We start from the raw sequence: 14491 nt of genomic DNA, 5'->3' as shown, positions 1-14491 counted from the left end.
GGCTACACCCACGTCCTGGGGCGGGCGCGGTTGGCCCGCTCCACCATTTCGATCCTGGTCTCGGCCCGGTCGGCCAACCGGGCGAGTACCCGGTAGGACTGTTCCAGGGCGAAGCGCAGTTCCCGCTCCACCGCAGGTCGTCCCAGCACCGTGGTGCCGCCGCCCTGCTGGGCGCCGGTCGAGCCCGCGGTGACCCAGCCGAGGGCGGCGCCGAGCAGTTCGACGGCCAGTTCCTCGCGGCGGCGGTCGTCCAGGCGCAGCGCGGTCAGCTGGTCGGAGCTGGCGCCGAGGTCGGCGGCGAGCGGGTCGGTGGCGGGCCGTTCGCGCAGTCGGGCGCGGACGGCCGCGATCCGGGCGGCGGTGTACTGGTTGGAGGTGGCCGGGACGGACTCCAGGACGTGGACGGCGCCGGGCCGGTCGTCCTCGGCGAGCCGGACCCGGGCGAGCCCGAAGGCGGCGCTGAGGTAGGCCGGGTCGGTGGTCCAGACGAGTCGGTAGAACTCGGCGGCGTCGCCGCCGTCGCCGAGGAGTTCGGCGCAGATGGCGAGGGCCAGCTTGGGGGCGGCCTCGCCGGGGAAGGCGTCGTAGACCGCGTCGAAGGCCTCGGCGGCGGCGCGCAGCCCGGCCTCGTCGGGCGGAGTCGGGCCGTCCGGGTCGTCCGGGCCGCCCGCGGCGCCGACCAGGGCGACCGAGCTGCCAGGGCTGTCCGGTCCGTCCGGGCCGTCCGGCCCGTGCACGGCGCCGACCAGGGCGACCAGGCCGCGGTACCAGACGACCCGCCAGTCGTCCGGGTACTCCCGCTCCAGGGCGTCGAGGGCCTCCTCGGCGGCGGCGCGGCGGCCGAGTTCGAGGTGGGCGCGCAGTTCGCGCAGCCGCCGTTCGATGGAGAGGGCGGGCGCGCCGGCCAGGGCGGCGAGCGCCTCCTCGGGGTCGGTGGCGAGCAGGGTGGCGAGGAAGCCGGCGTTGGGGTCGCCGGGGTCGACGCGCGGGACGGGCAGCGCGAGGGCGGCGGCGGCCGGGTCGAGGGCGGTCACCAGGAGCTGTCCGGGCTGCTCGGTGGGCATGACCAACTCGGTGTCCACGACGCGTAGTTCGGGGCCGAAGAGGGTGGACAGGGCGGGCCGGGCCCGGCCGTCCTGGAGGGCGAGTATCTCGCGCAGCACGCCGGTGAGCTGGTCGGCCATCTCGTCGGCGGAGGAGAACCGGCGGGCCGGGTCCGGGTCGGTGGCGCGGACCAGGAAGCGGTAGTACGACTCGTAGCGGGCGAAGACCTCGACGTCCTCGGGGCCGGGCAGGGTGTCCCGGTAGGTGGTGCTGTAGCCCTGGAAGTCGAAGGTGAGCACCGCGAGGGTGCGGGCCACGGTGTAGAGGTCGGAGGCGGGGGAGGGGCCGTGGGTGGCGATCTCGGGGGCCTGGTAGCCGACGGTGCCGTAGATCGGGCCGTCGTGGTCGAGGCGGCAGACGGCGCCCATGTCGATGATCTTGAGCGCGTCGCCGCTCTGGATCACGTTGTCGATCTTGAAGTCGCAGTAGATCAGGCCCCGGCTGTGCAGGTACCCGAGCGCGGGCAGCGCCTCCAGCGCGTACGCGATCGCCTGCTCGACGGGCAGCGGCTCGCGCCGGCCGTCCGGGGTGCGGCGGTCGTTGGCGATGTCCTTGAGCGACTTGCCGCCGACGTACTCCATCACGATGTAGCCGTCGGTGGAGCCGGAGCCCAGGTCCAGGTGCTCGGCGAAGTTGATGATCCGGACGATGTTCGGGTGGTCCACCTCGGCCAGGAAGCGGCGCTCGGCGACGGCCACGGCGAGCGCGTCCTCGTCCCCGGTGTCCAGCAGGCCCTTCAGGACCACCCACTTGTCGTTGACCCGCCGGTCGATCGCCAGGTAGATCCAGCCGAGGCCGCCGTGCGCCAGGCAGCCCACCACCTCGTACTGCCCGCCGACCAGGTCGCCGCGGCGCAGCTTGGGCGTGAACGAGTACGGCGTGCCGCACTTGGTGCAGAAGCCGTCCGGGCGGCCCGGCCGGCCGTTCTTCTCCCGGCCCACCGGGGTCTCGCACTTGGAGCAGAACCGCTTGCGCTCCGGGACCTCCGGGTTCTCCAGCACCGCCAGCGACGGGTCGGCCGTCTCGACGGTCGGCACCGTCACCAGGCCGGCGCCCAGCCGGTTGCGGGTGCCCGCGCTGACGCTGCCGCGGGTGCTGCGCACCGAGACCGAGCGGCTGCTGCCGGTGCGGGTCGAGCGGTGCGAGCGGGAGCGGCCGGACATCGAGCGGGCCGAGCCGGTGCGGGTCGAGCGGATCGAGCCGCTGCGCGCCGAGTCGGTGGAGACCCGGGAGGACGGGACGTAGGGCTGGGTGACGCCGGTGTCGCCGCCGGGCGGGGTGAGGCCGCACTCGTCGCAGTAGCCGTCGGTGTCGATGGCGCCTGAACAGTCCCGGGGGCAGGGCGCGCCGGGGCCGGCGGCCGGCGGGGCGCCGGTGGCCGCCGTCGAAGCTGCCACGGTGCCGCCGCCCGCCGGGGCGAGCCCGCACTCGTCGCAGTAGCCGTCCGCGTCGATCCTGCCGTTGCCGGAGCACTCCGGCCGTACGCACGTCCCGCCCATCAACCTCAGCCCCCCTGGACCTGTCCGTCGACCGGCGTCTGGCCGGTCGTCTCCTGTGCGGCCTCGGCCTGCGCCGGCCGCAGCGACTGCTGGAAGCGGGCCACCGCGGCGGCCGCCGCCCGCAGGTCGCAGGGCGCGCTCCACAGCAGCCAGCGCGCCTTCTCGTACCGCTCGATCACTTCCGGGTCCTCGGAGACCCGCAGCCGGGCGGCCATCGCCTTGTAGGCGTCCAGCCGGCCGCGCAGTTCGGCGCGGACGGCCAGCGGCTGGGTCACCTCGGTGAGCGACTGCCGGGCCCGGGCCAGCTCCTTGGCGGCGGCGTCCTCCAGCGTGTCCAGCAGCGGCGCCAGCCGGCCCCACTGCCCGCCCTGGCGCAACTCCAGTGCCGTCACGATCCGTTCGCGCAGCGCCGAGGCCGGCCCGGGCACCGCCGGGACGTCGCTGGAGGCTATCTTCGCCAGCACCTCGCCGCGCGCCCGGCGGGCCTCGGCCAGGGTGGCGTCGGCCCGCTGGAGCAGGTCGCCGACGCCCTGGAGGCGCTCCTCGGCGTCGTCGCGCAGCCGCAGCAGGTTCTCCAGTTCCACCCGGACGCCGTCCAGCGCCCGCCCGGCCCGGTCGAACCGCTCGGTGTCCACCACCCCGGCGGGGGTGGCGAAGGCGCCGCCCTCCGGCACGGTGCCGCGCTGGGCGGGCACCCGGGCCGGGCGCCACAGCGCCAGCGGGTCCTCGCGCACCTCGGCGCGCAGCCCGGTGAGGTCGGCGTCCAGCCCGGCCAGGTCGTCGGCGAGCGGGTGGCCGCCGGCCCGCACGCCGAGCGAGGCGGCGAGGTTGCCCACCCGGTGGAGTTCGGCCAGCAGCAGGTCGATCCGGGCCGGCAGCGCCGACCAGACCGCGTCGGCGGCGCTGACCACCTCCAGCACGGTGGCGTACCAGGAGTTCATCCGGGTCATCAGCGCGTCCAGGCTGATCCGCTCGACCAGCCGGGCGGGCGCGCCGAGCAGTTGCGGGCCGTCCGGCAGCGCGCCGCCGGGGACGGTCACCGCGTCGCCGGTGAGCAGTTCGCTCAGCTCGGCGAGTTCGGGCGCGCCGGGCTTGGCCTTGCGGGCCCGTACCGCGCGCGCCGAGGCCAGTGCCTCCGCGTAGCGGTCGAACAGGGCCCAGAGCAGTGGCAGGCCCTTCCCGGCGACGGACCAGCGCTCCAGCGTGCGCCCGGTCAGTTCGGCGCCGTCGAGCAGCCGCAGGCCCGGATGGTCCTGGAGGGCGAGCAGCGCCGACTCGACCGCGTCCCGCTCCGCGCCGAGGCGCGCCAGCGCGCGGTCCACCTCCTCCCGGTTCAGTACCGGGCCAGCCGAAGCCGCCAACGCCGTGTCCTTCCTTCCTCGCGTGCGATCCCGACGTACCTGACGTGCGATCCCACGACAACCCCCGTGCCCACCACCGGTCTCCCCGTGGTGATCGTCCCGAACCCTAGCCGGTGGCCGTTCGGGCGGAGCGGGCGGTGGGCGTCAAGACCGCGTCAACGGCCTGCTGACGCCCGTGCGCCGCCCGGTGCGTCAGCGGGCCGGCCAGTACAGGCCGGGGTCCTTGGAGTTCTCGGGCAGGTAGGGCTGGACCCACCGCTCGAACGACTTCTGCCAGCCCTTGTCCTTGTCCGCGTAGTAGTCGGAGATCACCTGGTTGACCCGGGCGGTGAGGTCGGTGCTGTTCTGGCGCATCGCGACACCGATCGTCTCCGGCTGTTCGAAGCCGTCCACCACCTTCACCGTCTGGTCCTGCGCGGCCTGGCCGACCGCCAGTTCGTCGTCGGTCATGGTGGCGTCGACCTTGCCGAGCTGCATGCGGACCAGGCAGTCGAGCTGGTTGGTCACCAGGACGAGCTGCTTGGCGCTCTTCTTCGCGTTCAGCACGTCCTTGGCGACCGAGCCGTCCGCGGCGCAGACCGTCTTGCCGCCGATCGCCTCGTCGAGGTTCTTGGCCGTGGACGACCGGGGCACCAGGACCCGCTGCTTGATGTTGAAGTACGACCGGGAGAACGCGACCTTCTTCAGGTTGGCGCAGCTGATCGTCATGGTGCGGACGATCAGGTCGACCTGGTTGCCCGTGAGGGCGTCGGCCCGGCCGGCGGTCGACACCGGCTTGAGCACCACCTTGGCCGGGTCGCCCATGACGGCCGCGCCGATCGCCCTCGCGAGGTCGATGTCGAAGCCTTCGAGCTCACCGGTGTTCGGGTTGCGGGCGCCCCAGCGGTAGCTGTTCTGGTCCACGCCGATGATCAGGGTGCCCTTGGCCTTGATGGCCTTCACCGCCGTGCCGTCCACGGTGCTCGGCGGCACGGTGCTGGTCAGGTCGCAGGACTCGGCCTCTTCCTGCCCGGCCTGTTCCTGCCCGGTCGACCGGACGGCCTGCGGTGCGCCCGTGGCGGCCGCGGGTACGGCGCCGGACGGCCCGCCCCCGCCGAGCACGGCCGCACCGGCGGCCAGCAGCGCCAGCGCGGCGGCCGGCCTGGTGCGTACGGATCTCCTGCGCATGTGTCCGTTCCCCCCTCTACCGGTACTCGGCCAGTCGACGGCCCAGGCCGCGCAGCGCGGCGGCCGCGGCCACCACGCCGAGCAGCGCGGCCGCGAGGGCGGCGAGCCGGAGGTCGCCCTCGGTGCCCTTGGCGGAGCGCTCGAAGTGGTCCTGCTCGGTGGTGGCGGCCTGGTCGAGCGCCCGGTCGGTGGCCTTGAAGGCGCCGTCCGCGGTGTTCGCCTCGGCGGCCGGGTCCGCCGTCACGGTCGCCTGCAGCGCGCCCTGGTAGTCGGCCTGCTGGGTCTCCAGGGTGTGGGCCGCGTCGTGCCGGGTGCGCCACGCCTCGTACTGCCGGTCGGCCTCGCCGATCTGCTGCCGGGCGTCCGCGGGGGCCAGGTCGAGGGCCTGGCGCAGCGAGCCGGAGTGCTGCTCCATCGGGACGTTCGCCGGCTCGCCCCCGGCGAGCTGCTGGGTGATCGTCGTCCACTGGTCCGCGTACGCGGTGGTGGAGCCGCGGGCGACGAGGTTCAGGTTCTCCGCCAGCCGGGCGGAAAGCACCTGCACCCGGGCGGTGTTGAGCGCCCGCAGCGGCTGCGCGCCCTGCTTCCAGCTCTGCTGGAGCGCGGCGTTGGTGGTCAGGCCGGTGACGGCCAGCCAGAGCGCCCCGGCCAGGACGGCGGCGGTGGCCCCGAGCAGGCCGGGGTTGAACACCCGGTTGGTGCGGCGGAACAGCGTCAGCTGCACCCAGACCAGCGCGCCGAGGGTGAGCACCCCCAGGCCGTACGCGGCCCACGGGCTGGACTTCGCCTCGGCGTAGTCCTTGTCCAGCTCGTCGTTCTCGATGGCGGTCAGCTCGGCGGCGCGCGGCAGCAGGGTGCCCTGCATCTGCTCGGACGCGTACCGCAGGTAGGCGCCGCCGAGCGGCAGGCCCAGCCGGTTGTTCGCCCGCGCGGTCTCCACCAGGCCGGCGTAGACGGGGAGTTGCTTGTTCAGCTCGGTGAGCTTCTGGTAGGCGGGGGAGCCGACGGTGGTCTGCGCGGCGGCCTTGGTGATCAGGTCGGTGGCCGCGGCCAGATCGCCCTCGTAGTCGCCGCGGACGGCCTTCGTCTCCGCCCCGGCGAGCAGGAAGCCGGTGGCCGCGGTGGTGTCGGCGCGGGCCAGCAGGCGGTGGATGTCGGCCGCGTCCTTGCTCAGCGGCTGGCTGTGCTGGACCACCCGGTTGGAGGCCTCCGCCTTGGTCTCCAACTGCCAGGCGGTCAGCGCGCCGAAGGCCACCGTCAGCACCGCGAGCACGGCCCCGGCCAGCCGCAGCCGGCCCGGCGCCGTCCGGGTGGCGTTCGCCAGCCGGGCCCGCAGGCCGGACAGGCCGCGCGGCGCGGGCCCGGCCGACGGCCGCCGGGCGGGCGCGGCGCCGGGTCTGGACGCCGGGACGCCCCGGACGCCCGACACGGCCGGTGCCGTGCCCGGCGGGCCGCTCGGCCGTGCCGGGACCACGGCGCCCGGTGCGCCGTTACCTACTGGTGTTGCCACCCGCCTCATCCTCCCCAGGGGTCGGGCCCGCTGTCCGGGGCCCGGCCGATGCCAGCAGTATGGCCGTGACTCCCCCTGGCCACACCCGAATTGCGCCGATCTTGAGCTTGCCCTGCACACGCGGCGCACGCCTCCCGCACGCCCCCGGGGCCCCGCTGCCCGGCGGCCGGCGGCCGGCGGCCGGCGGTGAACCGTCCGACGCGGGATGCACCCTATGCGGTTCCTCCGACAAGCCGGAGCGGCGAGGTCCGGTTGCGGCGGCGGCACGCGGCGAGTCGAGGCCGGACCCCGGGGCCGGCTGCGGGGGCGATCCCGCCGTGACGCCACCGTTCCCGGCGCGGTCGGTGCACCTGGTTTCGGCGGACACCCTCCGTACGATGGGCAGCATGCGCCTGCTTGGAACGATCACGCCCGACCGCCCGCTGCTCGTCGTCGCCGTGCGCGAGGAAGCCGCCCACCTCGACGACCGGCTGCCCGTCCTGCTCACCGGAATAGGGAAGATCAACGCCACCGCCGCGCTGGCCACCGTCCTCGCCCAGGGCGAGAAGCCGTCCGAGGTGATCAACCTCGGCACGGCCGGCGCGCTGCGCCCCGGCTGGGAGGGCACCCACCACGTCGTCCAGGTCATCCAGCACGACCTCGACACCCCGGCCCTGCTGGCGCTCACCGGCCGTAGCTACGGCGCCCCGCTGGTGGTCGGCAAGGGCGACGGGCCGGTGCTGGCCACCGGCGACCTCTTCGTCTCCGACCCGGCGGCCCGCGACCGGCTCGCCGAGCACGCCGACCTGGTCGACATGGAGGGCTACGCCGTCGCCGCCGTCGCCCACCGCTTCGGGGTGCCGGTGCGCCTGGTCAAGCACGTCAGCGACGAGGCCGGCGAGGGCGCGAGCCACACCTGGCGCGAGTCGGTCGACGCGTGCGCCCGCCACCTCGCCGACTGGGTCGTCGCACAGGGCTGGTGACGGCGCGTCCCGAGGACGTGCGGCGCCGACCGGCGCGGGCGGGTGAGAGGGCGGCCGGCCTCCCTCTCGCCCGCCGCGTTCAGTCGCGGAACGCCGAGAGGTCCAGCGCCGCCAGCCGCTCCGGATCGGTGAGCACCTCGATCGCCGCGATCGCGCCGTCCACCACGGTGAACGCCATGACCGACAGCGGCCGGCCGCCCTCGCCGATCACCACCGCGCCCGCGGCGCCGTTGACCAGCGCCGGGCGGGCGAACGGCGACAGCCCGCCCCACAGCACCGGCTGGTCGGCCACCGCGGCCGCGCCCGCCAGCACCACCGGGTGCCCGGCCCGCACCTCGCCGCCGTCCGAGCGCAGCACCACGCCCGGGGCGAGCACGGCCACCAGCGCGCCCAGGTCGCCGGCGCGGGCGGCCGCGAAGAAGCCGTCCACGGCGGCCCGCTGACGGCCCGGGTCCGGGTCGGACGTCGGCGCCTGGTCCTGAACCCGGCGGCGGGCCCGGTCGGCCAACTGGCGGGTCCCGGCCGCCGTCCGCTCGATCAGCGGGGCGATCTCGGCGAACGGCACCGCGAACAGGTCGTGCAGCACGAAGGCGATCCGCTCGGCCGGGGCCAGCGACTCCAGCACCACCATCAGCGCCAGGCCCACCGAGTCCCCGAGCAGCACCTCCTGCCCGGGATCGGCCACCCCCTCGCGCCGCAGCAGCGGGTCCGGGATGCGCGCCGGGCCCGGCTCACCCGCCCCGGCCTCCGGCGGCTCCTCGCGGCGCAGCTCCCGGCCGCGCAGCAGGTTGAGGCAGACCCGCGAGACCACCGTGGTCAGCCAGCCGGGGAGGTTCTGCACGTCGGAGGCGTCGGTGCGGTCGTAGCGCAGCCAGGCCTCGTGGACGGCGTCCTCGGCCTCGCTCACCGAGCCGAGCATCCGGTACGCCACGGCCCGCAGCCGGGGCCGCTGCGCCTCGAACAGTGCGGCCCGCTCGTCCGGAGGTAATTTCTCGTCCACCGTGTCACATTCCTTCGCCGCTGGGGGTCAGAGCAACAGGAGCCACCCAACAACGGCTGCGCCGTAGAGATCAACTCCCCACCCGGGGCGAGTCGGAGACGACGGGTGGCGAACACCTCCGAGCGGCTGCCGTCGTGAGTGTCACCGCCGAGTTCTAGGGTGGCGGCCATGCCGACGACCCCGCTGCTCGACGCGATCCGCGCCAACCCCGCCGCCCTCGACTACCTGGCCTGGCCGGGCGACCTCAGCCTCGACCACTACCCGCACGTCGAGGAGGTGGTGCTCGCCTCCGGGGAAGCCCTGGAGCCGGTGGCCAAGGACGGCGCGGGCGGCACCTTCTTCCTGTGCGGGGAGGGCGGCGAGGAGCGTTCCGTCCTGTACGCCGACTCGGAGGGCGGCGCGGCGGTGCTGGCCGTCGGGCTGCCGGAGCTGGTCCGGCTGCTGCTGGCGGTGCCGTGGTGGCGGGACTGCCCGCGGCTGACGGTGGAGGAGAGCGCGGAGGCCGCCGAGGAGTACCTGGAGGACGAGCCCGGCCTGTACGCGGAGCGGGACGCGGCCGCCGCCGCGCTCGGCCTCGAAGTCCCGGGCGTGGCTGCGGCGTTGGCCCGGCTACGGGAGGTCGCGCTCGGGCTCGGGTCCGCGTACGTGCTGCTCAACGCCGAGGAGGGCAACGCCTACGAGCCGCTGTTCCAGGCCTGAGCGGATGGTCGTGCGGCCTGGCGGCATCAGCTCTCCGGCCCCGGGCATACATGAAGGGTTGTCCGGCCTCGGGTCGTGACGGCGGGAGACCGGCCCCGGATCCGACCGGGGGCGGCGCGAGGGAAGAGGCGATCGTGGGCGAACTGGACGGCAGGACCGCGCTGGTGACGGGCGGCTCGCGCGGGATCGGGCGGGCGGTGGCGCAGCGGCTCGCCGCCGACGGGGCGCTGGTCGCGGTCCACTACGGCGGCAACGAGGCGGCCGCCGCGGAGACCGTGGAGCTGATCGCCAAGGCCGGCGGCCGGGCGTTCGCGGTGCGGGCCCGGTTCGGCGAGAGCGGTGCGCTGGACCAGCTGTTCGAGGGCCTCGCCGCCGGGCTGGCGGAGCACGGCGAGCACGGCGAGGTTGGTGGGGACGGCGGGGCCGGCCTGGACATCCTGGTCAACAACGCGGGCATCCACCTGGCCGGGTCGATCGGGCAGCTCACGGAGGAGGAGTTCGACCGGTTGATGGCGATCAACGTGCGCACGCCGATCTTCGTGATCCAGCGGGCGATTCCGCTGCTGCGGGACGGTGGCCGGATCGTCAACGTGGCCTCGGCGGCCGCCCGGATCGGCTCCCCGGTCCAGATCGGCTACACCGTCAGCAAGACGGCGCTGGTGGCCCTCGCCGCACCGCTCGCCAACGAGCTCGGCCGGCGCGGGATCACCGTGAACACCGTCAACCCCGGGGTGATCCTGACCGACATGACGTCCCAGTGGACGGGCGTCCCCGAGGCGATGGCCGGGCTCGAATCGATCACCGCACTCGGCCGGATCGGCCAGCCGGAGGACGTCGCGGACGTGGTGGGCTTCCTGGCGGGCCCGCAGGGCCGCTGGGTGACCGGCCAGACCATCGACGCCTCCGGCGGCACCTACCTCGGCCCGATCCCGCCCGCGTGATCCCTCGGGGCGCCGAGAAGTCGGCGGGGTGGCAGCCCTCAGCGCCGCCACCCCGTTCGCTTCTCGGCACGGAAGGTGGGGTTCATTGAGCCAAACCCCACCTTGGGATGATGTTTTGAGGCAGCGTCAGAATGCCGACGGGGGCTGAAGAGCCAGATCGAGGACGGCCGCCCAGTGTTCGTCGGGTGCGGTGACGATCGCGTAGCCCTCCTGGCCGGGGAGGTGGGGGAGCAGGGCGCTGCGGCAGCCGTGGCTGTGGTGGATCTCGACGGGGACGGGCTCGCCGTCCAGGTGGATCTCGCCGGCGCTGATGGATTCGGGGTCGAGCGGGCCCAGGTGGTGGCGCGGGTCGATGCGGCCGGAGTTGCCGAGGAAGTTGAAGAGCTGCGATCCGGGGGTGGTCAGGGACTTCACCCGGAAACCGTCGGGGACGGCCCGGGAGGTCTGGACGATCGCGACGAGCTCGCGGTCCAGGTGGTAGTTCAGGTCGACGTGGCAGAGGTAGCCGTCGCTGCCCATCCGCCCGAGGAGGACGAACCACTCGGGCGGCGCGTCGCGCAGGACGGCGATCCGCCCGCCCCACTCCTCGGCGGTCTCACGGTCGGTGGGGATGTGGAACTTGCGCGGCTCGCTGCTGCGGAACACGGAATTCCCCCAACTGGTCGGCGAAAAAAGGTTGTTGGTTCACCAGTAGACCGCCGCGACATGCCCGCGAACGAGTGAATTCCCGGTCGGCGCTCGGGCCCCACCGGTACCCGGCCGGTGGGGCTTGCGCAAAACCCGTGCCCCGACGCCCCCTTGTCGGTGGATCTTGGCGAGGGCAGCATGGACAGTCGTATCGGACACGGCACTTGGAGACACAGGACATGGCCACGACCCCTGGCGGGAACCCTCCGATCTACACCCCGTTCTTCGGCGTGATGGGCGCCACCAGTGAGATGGTCTTCTCCGCGCTCGGTGATGCCTACGGGTCGGCGAAGACGGCGGTGGACGCGGCCAAGGCGACCGCCCAGGCCCAGACTCCCGCCGAGTACGCGCAGAAGGCCCGGGCCACCGCGCAGGCCGCCGCCGAACACGCCGCCCAGGCCCAGCAGGCCGCGCAGGCCGCTGCCGAGCACGCGGACAAGGCCGAGGCTGCCGCTCGCAACCTCCCGACCGCCTGATCCGGTCGCTCCACCTGCGTCCGTCCCACGTACGGCCTTCGTCCGTGGGGCGGGCGCGGTCCGCACGGAGCGCGACCGCCGCAGGCCCTGTTGCCCGCCGTCCTCGTGATGGGCCATGCCGGTGTCCACCGCGGGTGCCGGACCAGGCCGCTGGTAGTGGAGTGTCACGCAGGAGGCGACAGGACATCGAGCCCGATTGCCTCGGCGGCAATGGTCATGGCGGCGTCGAAGTACGCGGGGTAGTCCGTGATCACCTCGTTCAGGTGACCGAACAGCTCGAAGCTGATCGTGCCGATCAGGGAGATCCACAGGGTGAGCGACCGTTCCACCAGGTCCGCGTACGGTTCGGCCGGTGCCCCTCCCGCGCTGTCGAGCACCTGCTGGGCGACGAGCCTCGGCCCGGGGAGCGGCTGCGTGGGGGGTCGCAGGAGGCCCGAGGCGTGTGCCTCGACGACGAGACCGGCCATCAGGCGGGTGACCCGGGTGGCGGGGTCGACCGTGTCGGTGGGGGCCTGGTAGCCGGGGACGGGCGAGCCGTAGACCAGGGCGAACTCGTGCGGGTGGGCCAGGGCCCACTGGCGGACCGCCCGGCATGCGGCAAGCCACCGGGCGCCCGGATCGGCGGGAGCGGCGGACGCCGCCCCTGACTCCGCGGCCGCTCCGACCGCGTTGAACGCGTCGATGATCAGCGCGGTGAGCAGTGCGTCCCGGCTGGGGAAGTAGCGGTACAGCGCCGAGGAGGCCAGGCCCAGGTCACGCGCCACCGCGCGGAGCGACAGTGCGGCCGCCCCGGTCTCGGCGAGCTGGCGAGTGGCGGCTTCCTTGATCGCGCGAGTGAGCTCGGCGCGGGCCAGCTGCCGCGCGGTCTGCGATGCCGTCATGCCGTCCATCCTCTCATTCGAGAGCAGTGCACACAAGAGAGAGCACTGCTCTTGACTTCTCCCCGCCGCTGCGCGAACACTCCTCAATGAAGAGAGCACTGCTCTCTCAATTCTCCAGGAGGACCTGCATGGCACGGCACATCGTCATCGGCAAGGGCCCCGTCGGCGCCACCACGGCGCGACTGCTCGACGAACAGGGGCACGAGGTCGTCGTCCTGAGTCGCTCCGGCGGCGACGGGAGTACGGCGCTCGACGTCACTGACGCGGCGTCACTCCAGCAAGCCACCAAGGGCGCCGAGGTGATCTACAACTGCGCGAGCCCGCTGTACCACCGGTGGCCCACCGACTGGCCGCCGATCTCGAACGCCCTCCTCGACGCGGCGGAGGCCGCCGGCTCGGTGCTGGTGACGATGGGCAACCTGTACGGCTACGGCCCCGTCGACGCCCCCATCACGGAGGACCTGCCGCTCGCAGGCACCGGCACCAAGGCCCGGGTCCGCATCGGCATGTGGCGCGACGCGTTGGCCCGGCACCAGGCCGGCCGGATCCGCGTCGCCGAGGCGCGCGCCTCGGACTTCTTCGGGCCCGGCGTCACCGAGGCCGGCCACCTCGCCCAGCGGATGATGCCCGCGCTCCTGGCCGGCCGTGCAGTCAGGCTGATCGGCAACCCGGACGCACCGCACAGCTTCACCTATATCCCCGACATCGCCCGCGCGCTCGTACGGCTCGGTACCGACGAGCGGGCGTGGGGACGCGCCTGGCACGTTCCCACCGCCCCGCCGCTGTCGACCCGGGAGGCGGTCCGGCACCTGTGCCGGCTGGCGGGTCTGCCGCCGGCCAGGGTCGGCCGGATTCCTTGGTGGCCACTCCACCTGGTCGGCCTGGTCAACCCCATGCTCGGGGAACTGCGGGAGGTGCAGTACCAGTTCGACCGGCCGTTCGTGCTCGACTCCCAGGCGTACACCGCGACCTTCGGCGAGGTGTCGACCCCGATCGACGAGGCGCTGGGGGCAACCGTCGAGTGGTGGCGGGCGCGGCTCAGCCGGTAGCGCCACGTGCGCGGCATCGGCTGTCGGGCTGTGCAGACCCTGCGGCGAAGTCAGGAGCGGGCCGAAGCCGCGTTCAGTGAATCAACTCCGAGCACAGCGTGGCGTAGAGCAACGCCGTGCAGTCCACTCTCCGAGGAAATGATGACGATCCGCCTCTGGCACCGCCCGCTGGTACTGCTCGCCGCTGCCATGGCGGCCCTCGCCCTGGCATCCGCCGTCGGCCTCGCGGTCGACGACCGGATCCTGGTCGGGGAGCCGATCTGGCTGAAGCCCTTCAAGTTCTCCCTCTCCATCGCGATCTATTCGGTGACCCTCGCGTGGATGCTGTCCCTGGGCCGTACGGCCCCCCGCTGGGTCTGGTGGCTCGGGACGACGATTGCCGCCGCCAACGTGATCGAGATGGTGGTCGTCGTCGGCCAAGTGCTCCGCGGCAGACAGAGCCACTTCAACGTCGCCACACCGCTGGACGCCGGCCTCTGGTTCGCGATGGCCGCCTCGATCGTCACCTTGTGGCTGGCCAACCTCGGCATCGCGGCCAGGTTGTTCCGCGAGCGGACCGGGGACCGCGCGGCCACCTGGTCCGTCCGGCTCGGCCTGCTCCTCGCACTGGTGGGCATGGCACTCGGCTTCCTCATGACCAGCCCGACCCCTGCCCAACTCGGTGCCACGCGCAGCGGGGCCGCCGTGGGCATCGTGGGGGCACACAGCGTCGGCGTCGCCGACGACTCGCCCGGCATCGCCATCACCGGCTGGAGCAGCACCGGCGGCGACCTGCGCATCCCCCACTTCGTCGGCATGCACGCGCTGCAGGCCATCCCGCTCTTCGCCTGGCTGCTGATCACACTGTCCCGCAGGTTCCCGCGGTTGGCCGACGAGCGGACGCGCCTGCGCCTGGTCCTGGTGGCGACCGGGACCTACGCGGGCGTGCTGGCGATCCTGACCTGGCAAGCGCTGCGCGGCCAGTCGCTCGTCCACCCCGACGGTGCGACCCTGACGGCCGTGGCCCTGCTGGCCGTTGGCATGGTGGCGTCCGTTGTGGCGGTCGCCCGGCACCACCATGTGCCACCGGCGCCGCACAGCAGCGCCGGCATGACCGGCCGCCCGGTCAAGCCGCGCTGCACCCGCGTCGCCGCGGACTAACCGAACGCCGAGCCC

Annotated in this window: 13 protein-coding genes; 6 read left to right on the top strand and 7 right to left on the bottom strand. The window is 73.9% G+C overall.

The window, feature by feature from the left end; genetic code table 11:
* Window positions 1–2: 2 nt before the first annotated feature.
* The 4 genes from AB0R04_RS28680 to AB0R04_RS28665 form a co-directional block, all read right to left on the bottom strand.
* Entirely contained in the window at window positions 3–2603 is a 2601-nt protein-coding gene (locus AB0R04_RS28680) for a tetratricopeptide repeat protein (protein ID WP_363376276.1), read from the bottom strand.
* A 5-nt stretch (window positions 2604–2608) separates the two neighbouring features.
* Window positions 2609–3964, bottom strand: a complete 1356-nt coding sequence (locus tag AB0R04_RS28675) for a hypothetical protein (protein ID WP_063349413.1) — start codon at window positions 3962–3964, stop codon at window positions 2609–2611.
* Window positions 3965–4156: 192 nt separating this feature from the next.
* Entirely contained in the window at window positions 4157–5131 is a 975-nt protein-coding gene (locus AB0R04_RS28670) for a transporter substrate-binding domain-containing protein (RefSeq protein ID WP_363376273.1), read from the bottom strand.
* Window positions 5132–5147: 16 nt separating this feature from the next.
* On the bottom strand, window positions 5148–6641 hold the full coding sequence (locus tag AB0R04_RS28665) for a hypothetical protein (RefSeq protein ID WP_363376270.1): 1494 nt from the start codon (window positions 6639–6641) through the stop codon (window positions 5148–5150).
* 386 nt (window positions 6642–7027) lie between these two features.
* On the opposite strand from AB0R04_RS28665, the gene AB0R04_RS28660 reads away from it, so the two are divergent.
* The gene (locus tag AB0R04_RS28660; RefSeq protein WP_244293463.1) at window positions 7028–7603 is read left to right on the top strand and encodes a nucleosidase; all 576 of its coding nucleotides are present in this window, start codon (window positions 7028–7030) and stop codon (window positions 7601–7603) included.
* A 79-nt stretch (window positions 7604–7682) separates the two neighbouring features.
* Here AB0R04_RS28660 and AB0R04_RS28655 read toward each other — a convergent pair whose 3' ends face one another.
* Window positions 7683–8603, bottom strand: coding sequence for a sigma-70 family RNA polymerase sigma factor (locus AB0R04_RS28655; RefSeq protein WP_363376266.1), 921 nt, complete (start codon window positions 8601–8603; stop codon window positions 7683–7685).
* 168 nt (window positions 8604–8771) lie between these two features.
* Between AB0R04_RS28655 and AB0R04_RS28650 the strand changes: the two genes are divergently transcribed.
* Both AB0R04_RS28650 and AB0R04_RS28645 read left to right on the top strand, forming a co-directional pair.
* Window positions 8772–9302, top strand: a complete 531-nt coding sequence (locus tag AB0R04_RS28650) for a hypothetical protein (RefSeq protein WP_363376263.1) — start codon at window positions 8772–8774, stop codon at window positions 9300–9302.
* Window positions 9303–9436: 134 nt separating this feature from the next.
* On the top strand, window positions 9437–10243 hold the full coding sequence (locus AB0R04_RS28645) for an SDR family oxidoreductase (protein WP_363376262.1): 807 nt from the start codon (window positions 9437–9439) through the stop codon (window positions 10241–10243).
* A gap of 126 nt (window positions 10244–10369) precedes the next feature.
* Here AB0R04_RS28645 and AB0R04_RS28640 read toward each other — a convergent pair whose 3' ends face one another.
* Window positions 10370–10888 (bottom strand): hypothetical protein, encoded by a 519-nt coding sequence (locus AB0R04_RS28640; RefSeq protein WP_363376259.1) that lies wholly within the window; start codon window positions 10886–10888, stop codon window positions 10370–10372.
* Window positions 10889–11109: 221 nt separating this feature from the next.
* On the opposite strand from AB0R04_RS28640, the gene AB0R04_RS28635 reads away from it, so the two are divergent.
* The gene (locus tag AB0R04_RS28635; RefSeq protein WP_363376257.1) at window positions 11110–11406 is read left to right on the top strand and encodes a hypothetical protein; all 297 of its coding nucleotides are present in this window, start codon (window positions 11110–11112) and stop codon (window positions 11404–11406) included.
* Between the two features lie 164 nt (window positions 11407–11570).
* On the opposite strand, the gene AB0R04_RS28630 is transcribed toward AB0R04_RS28635, so the two are convergent.
* On the bottom strand, window positions 11571–12287 hold the full coding sequence (locus tag AB0R04_RS28630) for a TetR/AcrR family transcriptional regulator (protein WP_063351429.1): 717 nt from the start codon (window positions 12285–12287) through the stop codon (window positions 11571–11573).
* A 128-nt stretch (window positions 12288–12415) separates the two neighbouring features.
* Here AB0R04_RS28630 and AB0R04_RS28625 point away from each other — a divergent pair, with 128 nt between their 5' ends.
* Both AB0R04_RS28625 and AB0R04_RS28620 read left to right on the top strand, forming a co-directional pair.
* Window positions 12416–13336, top strand: coding sequence for an NAD-dependent epimerase/dehydratase family protein (locus AB0R04_RS28625; RefSeq protein ID WP_363376255.1), 921 nt, complete (start codon window positions 12416–12418; stop codon window positions 13334–13336).
* A 138-nt stretch (window positions 13337–13474) separates the two neighbouring features.
* Window positions 13475–14476 (top strand): hypothetical protein, encoded by a 1002-nt coding sequence (locus AB0R04_RS28620; RefSeq protein ID WP_363376254.1) that lies wholly within the window; start codon window positions 13475–13477, stop codon window positions 14474–14476.
* Window positions 14477–14491: the final 15 nt, after the last annotated feature.

The organism is Kitasatospora sp. NPDC056731, from assembly GCF_040687675.1.
GTDB lineage: Bacteria > Actinomycetota > Actinomycetes > Streptomycetales > Streptomycetaceae > Kitasatospora.
The sequence above is the reverse complement of the archived record's forward strand: the minus strand, read 5'-3'. Positions and strand labels throughout refer to the sequence as shown.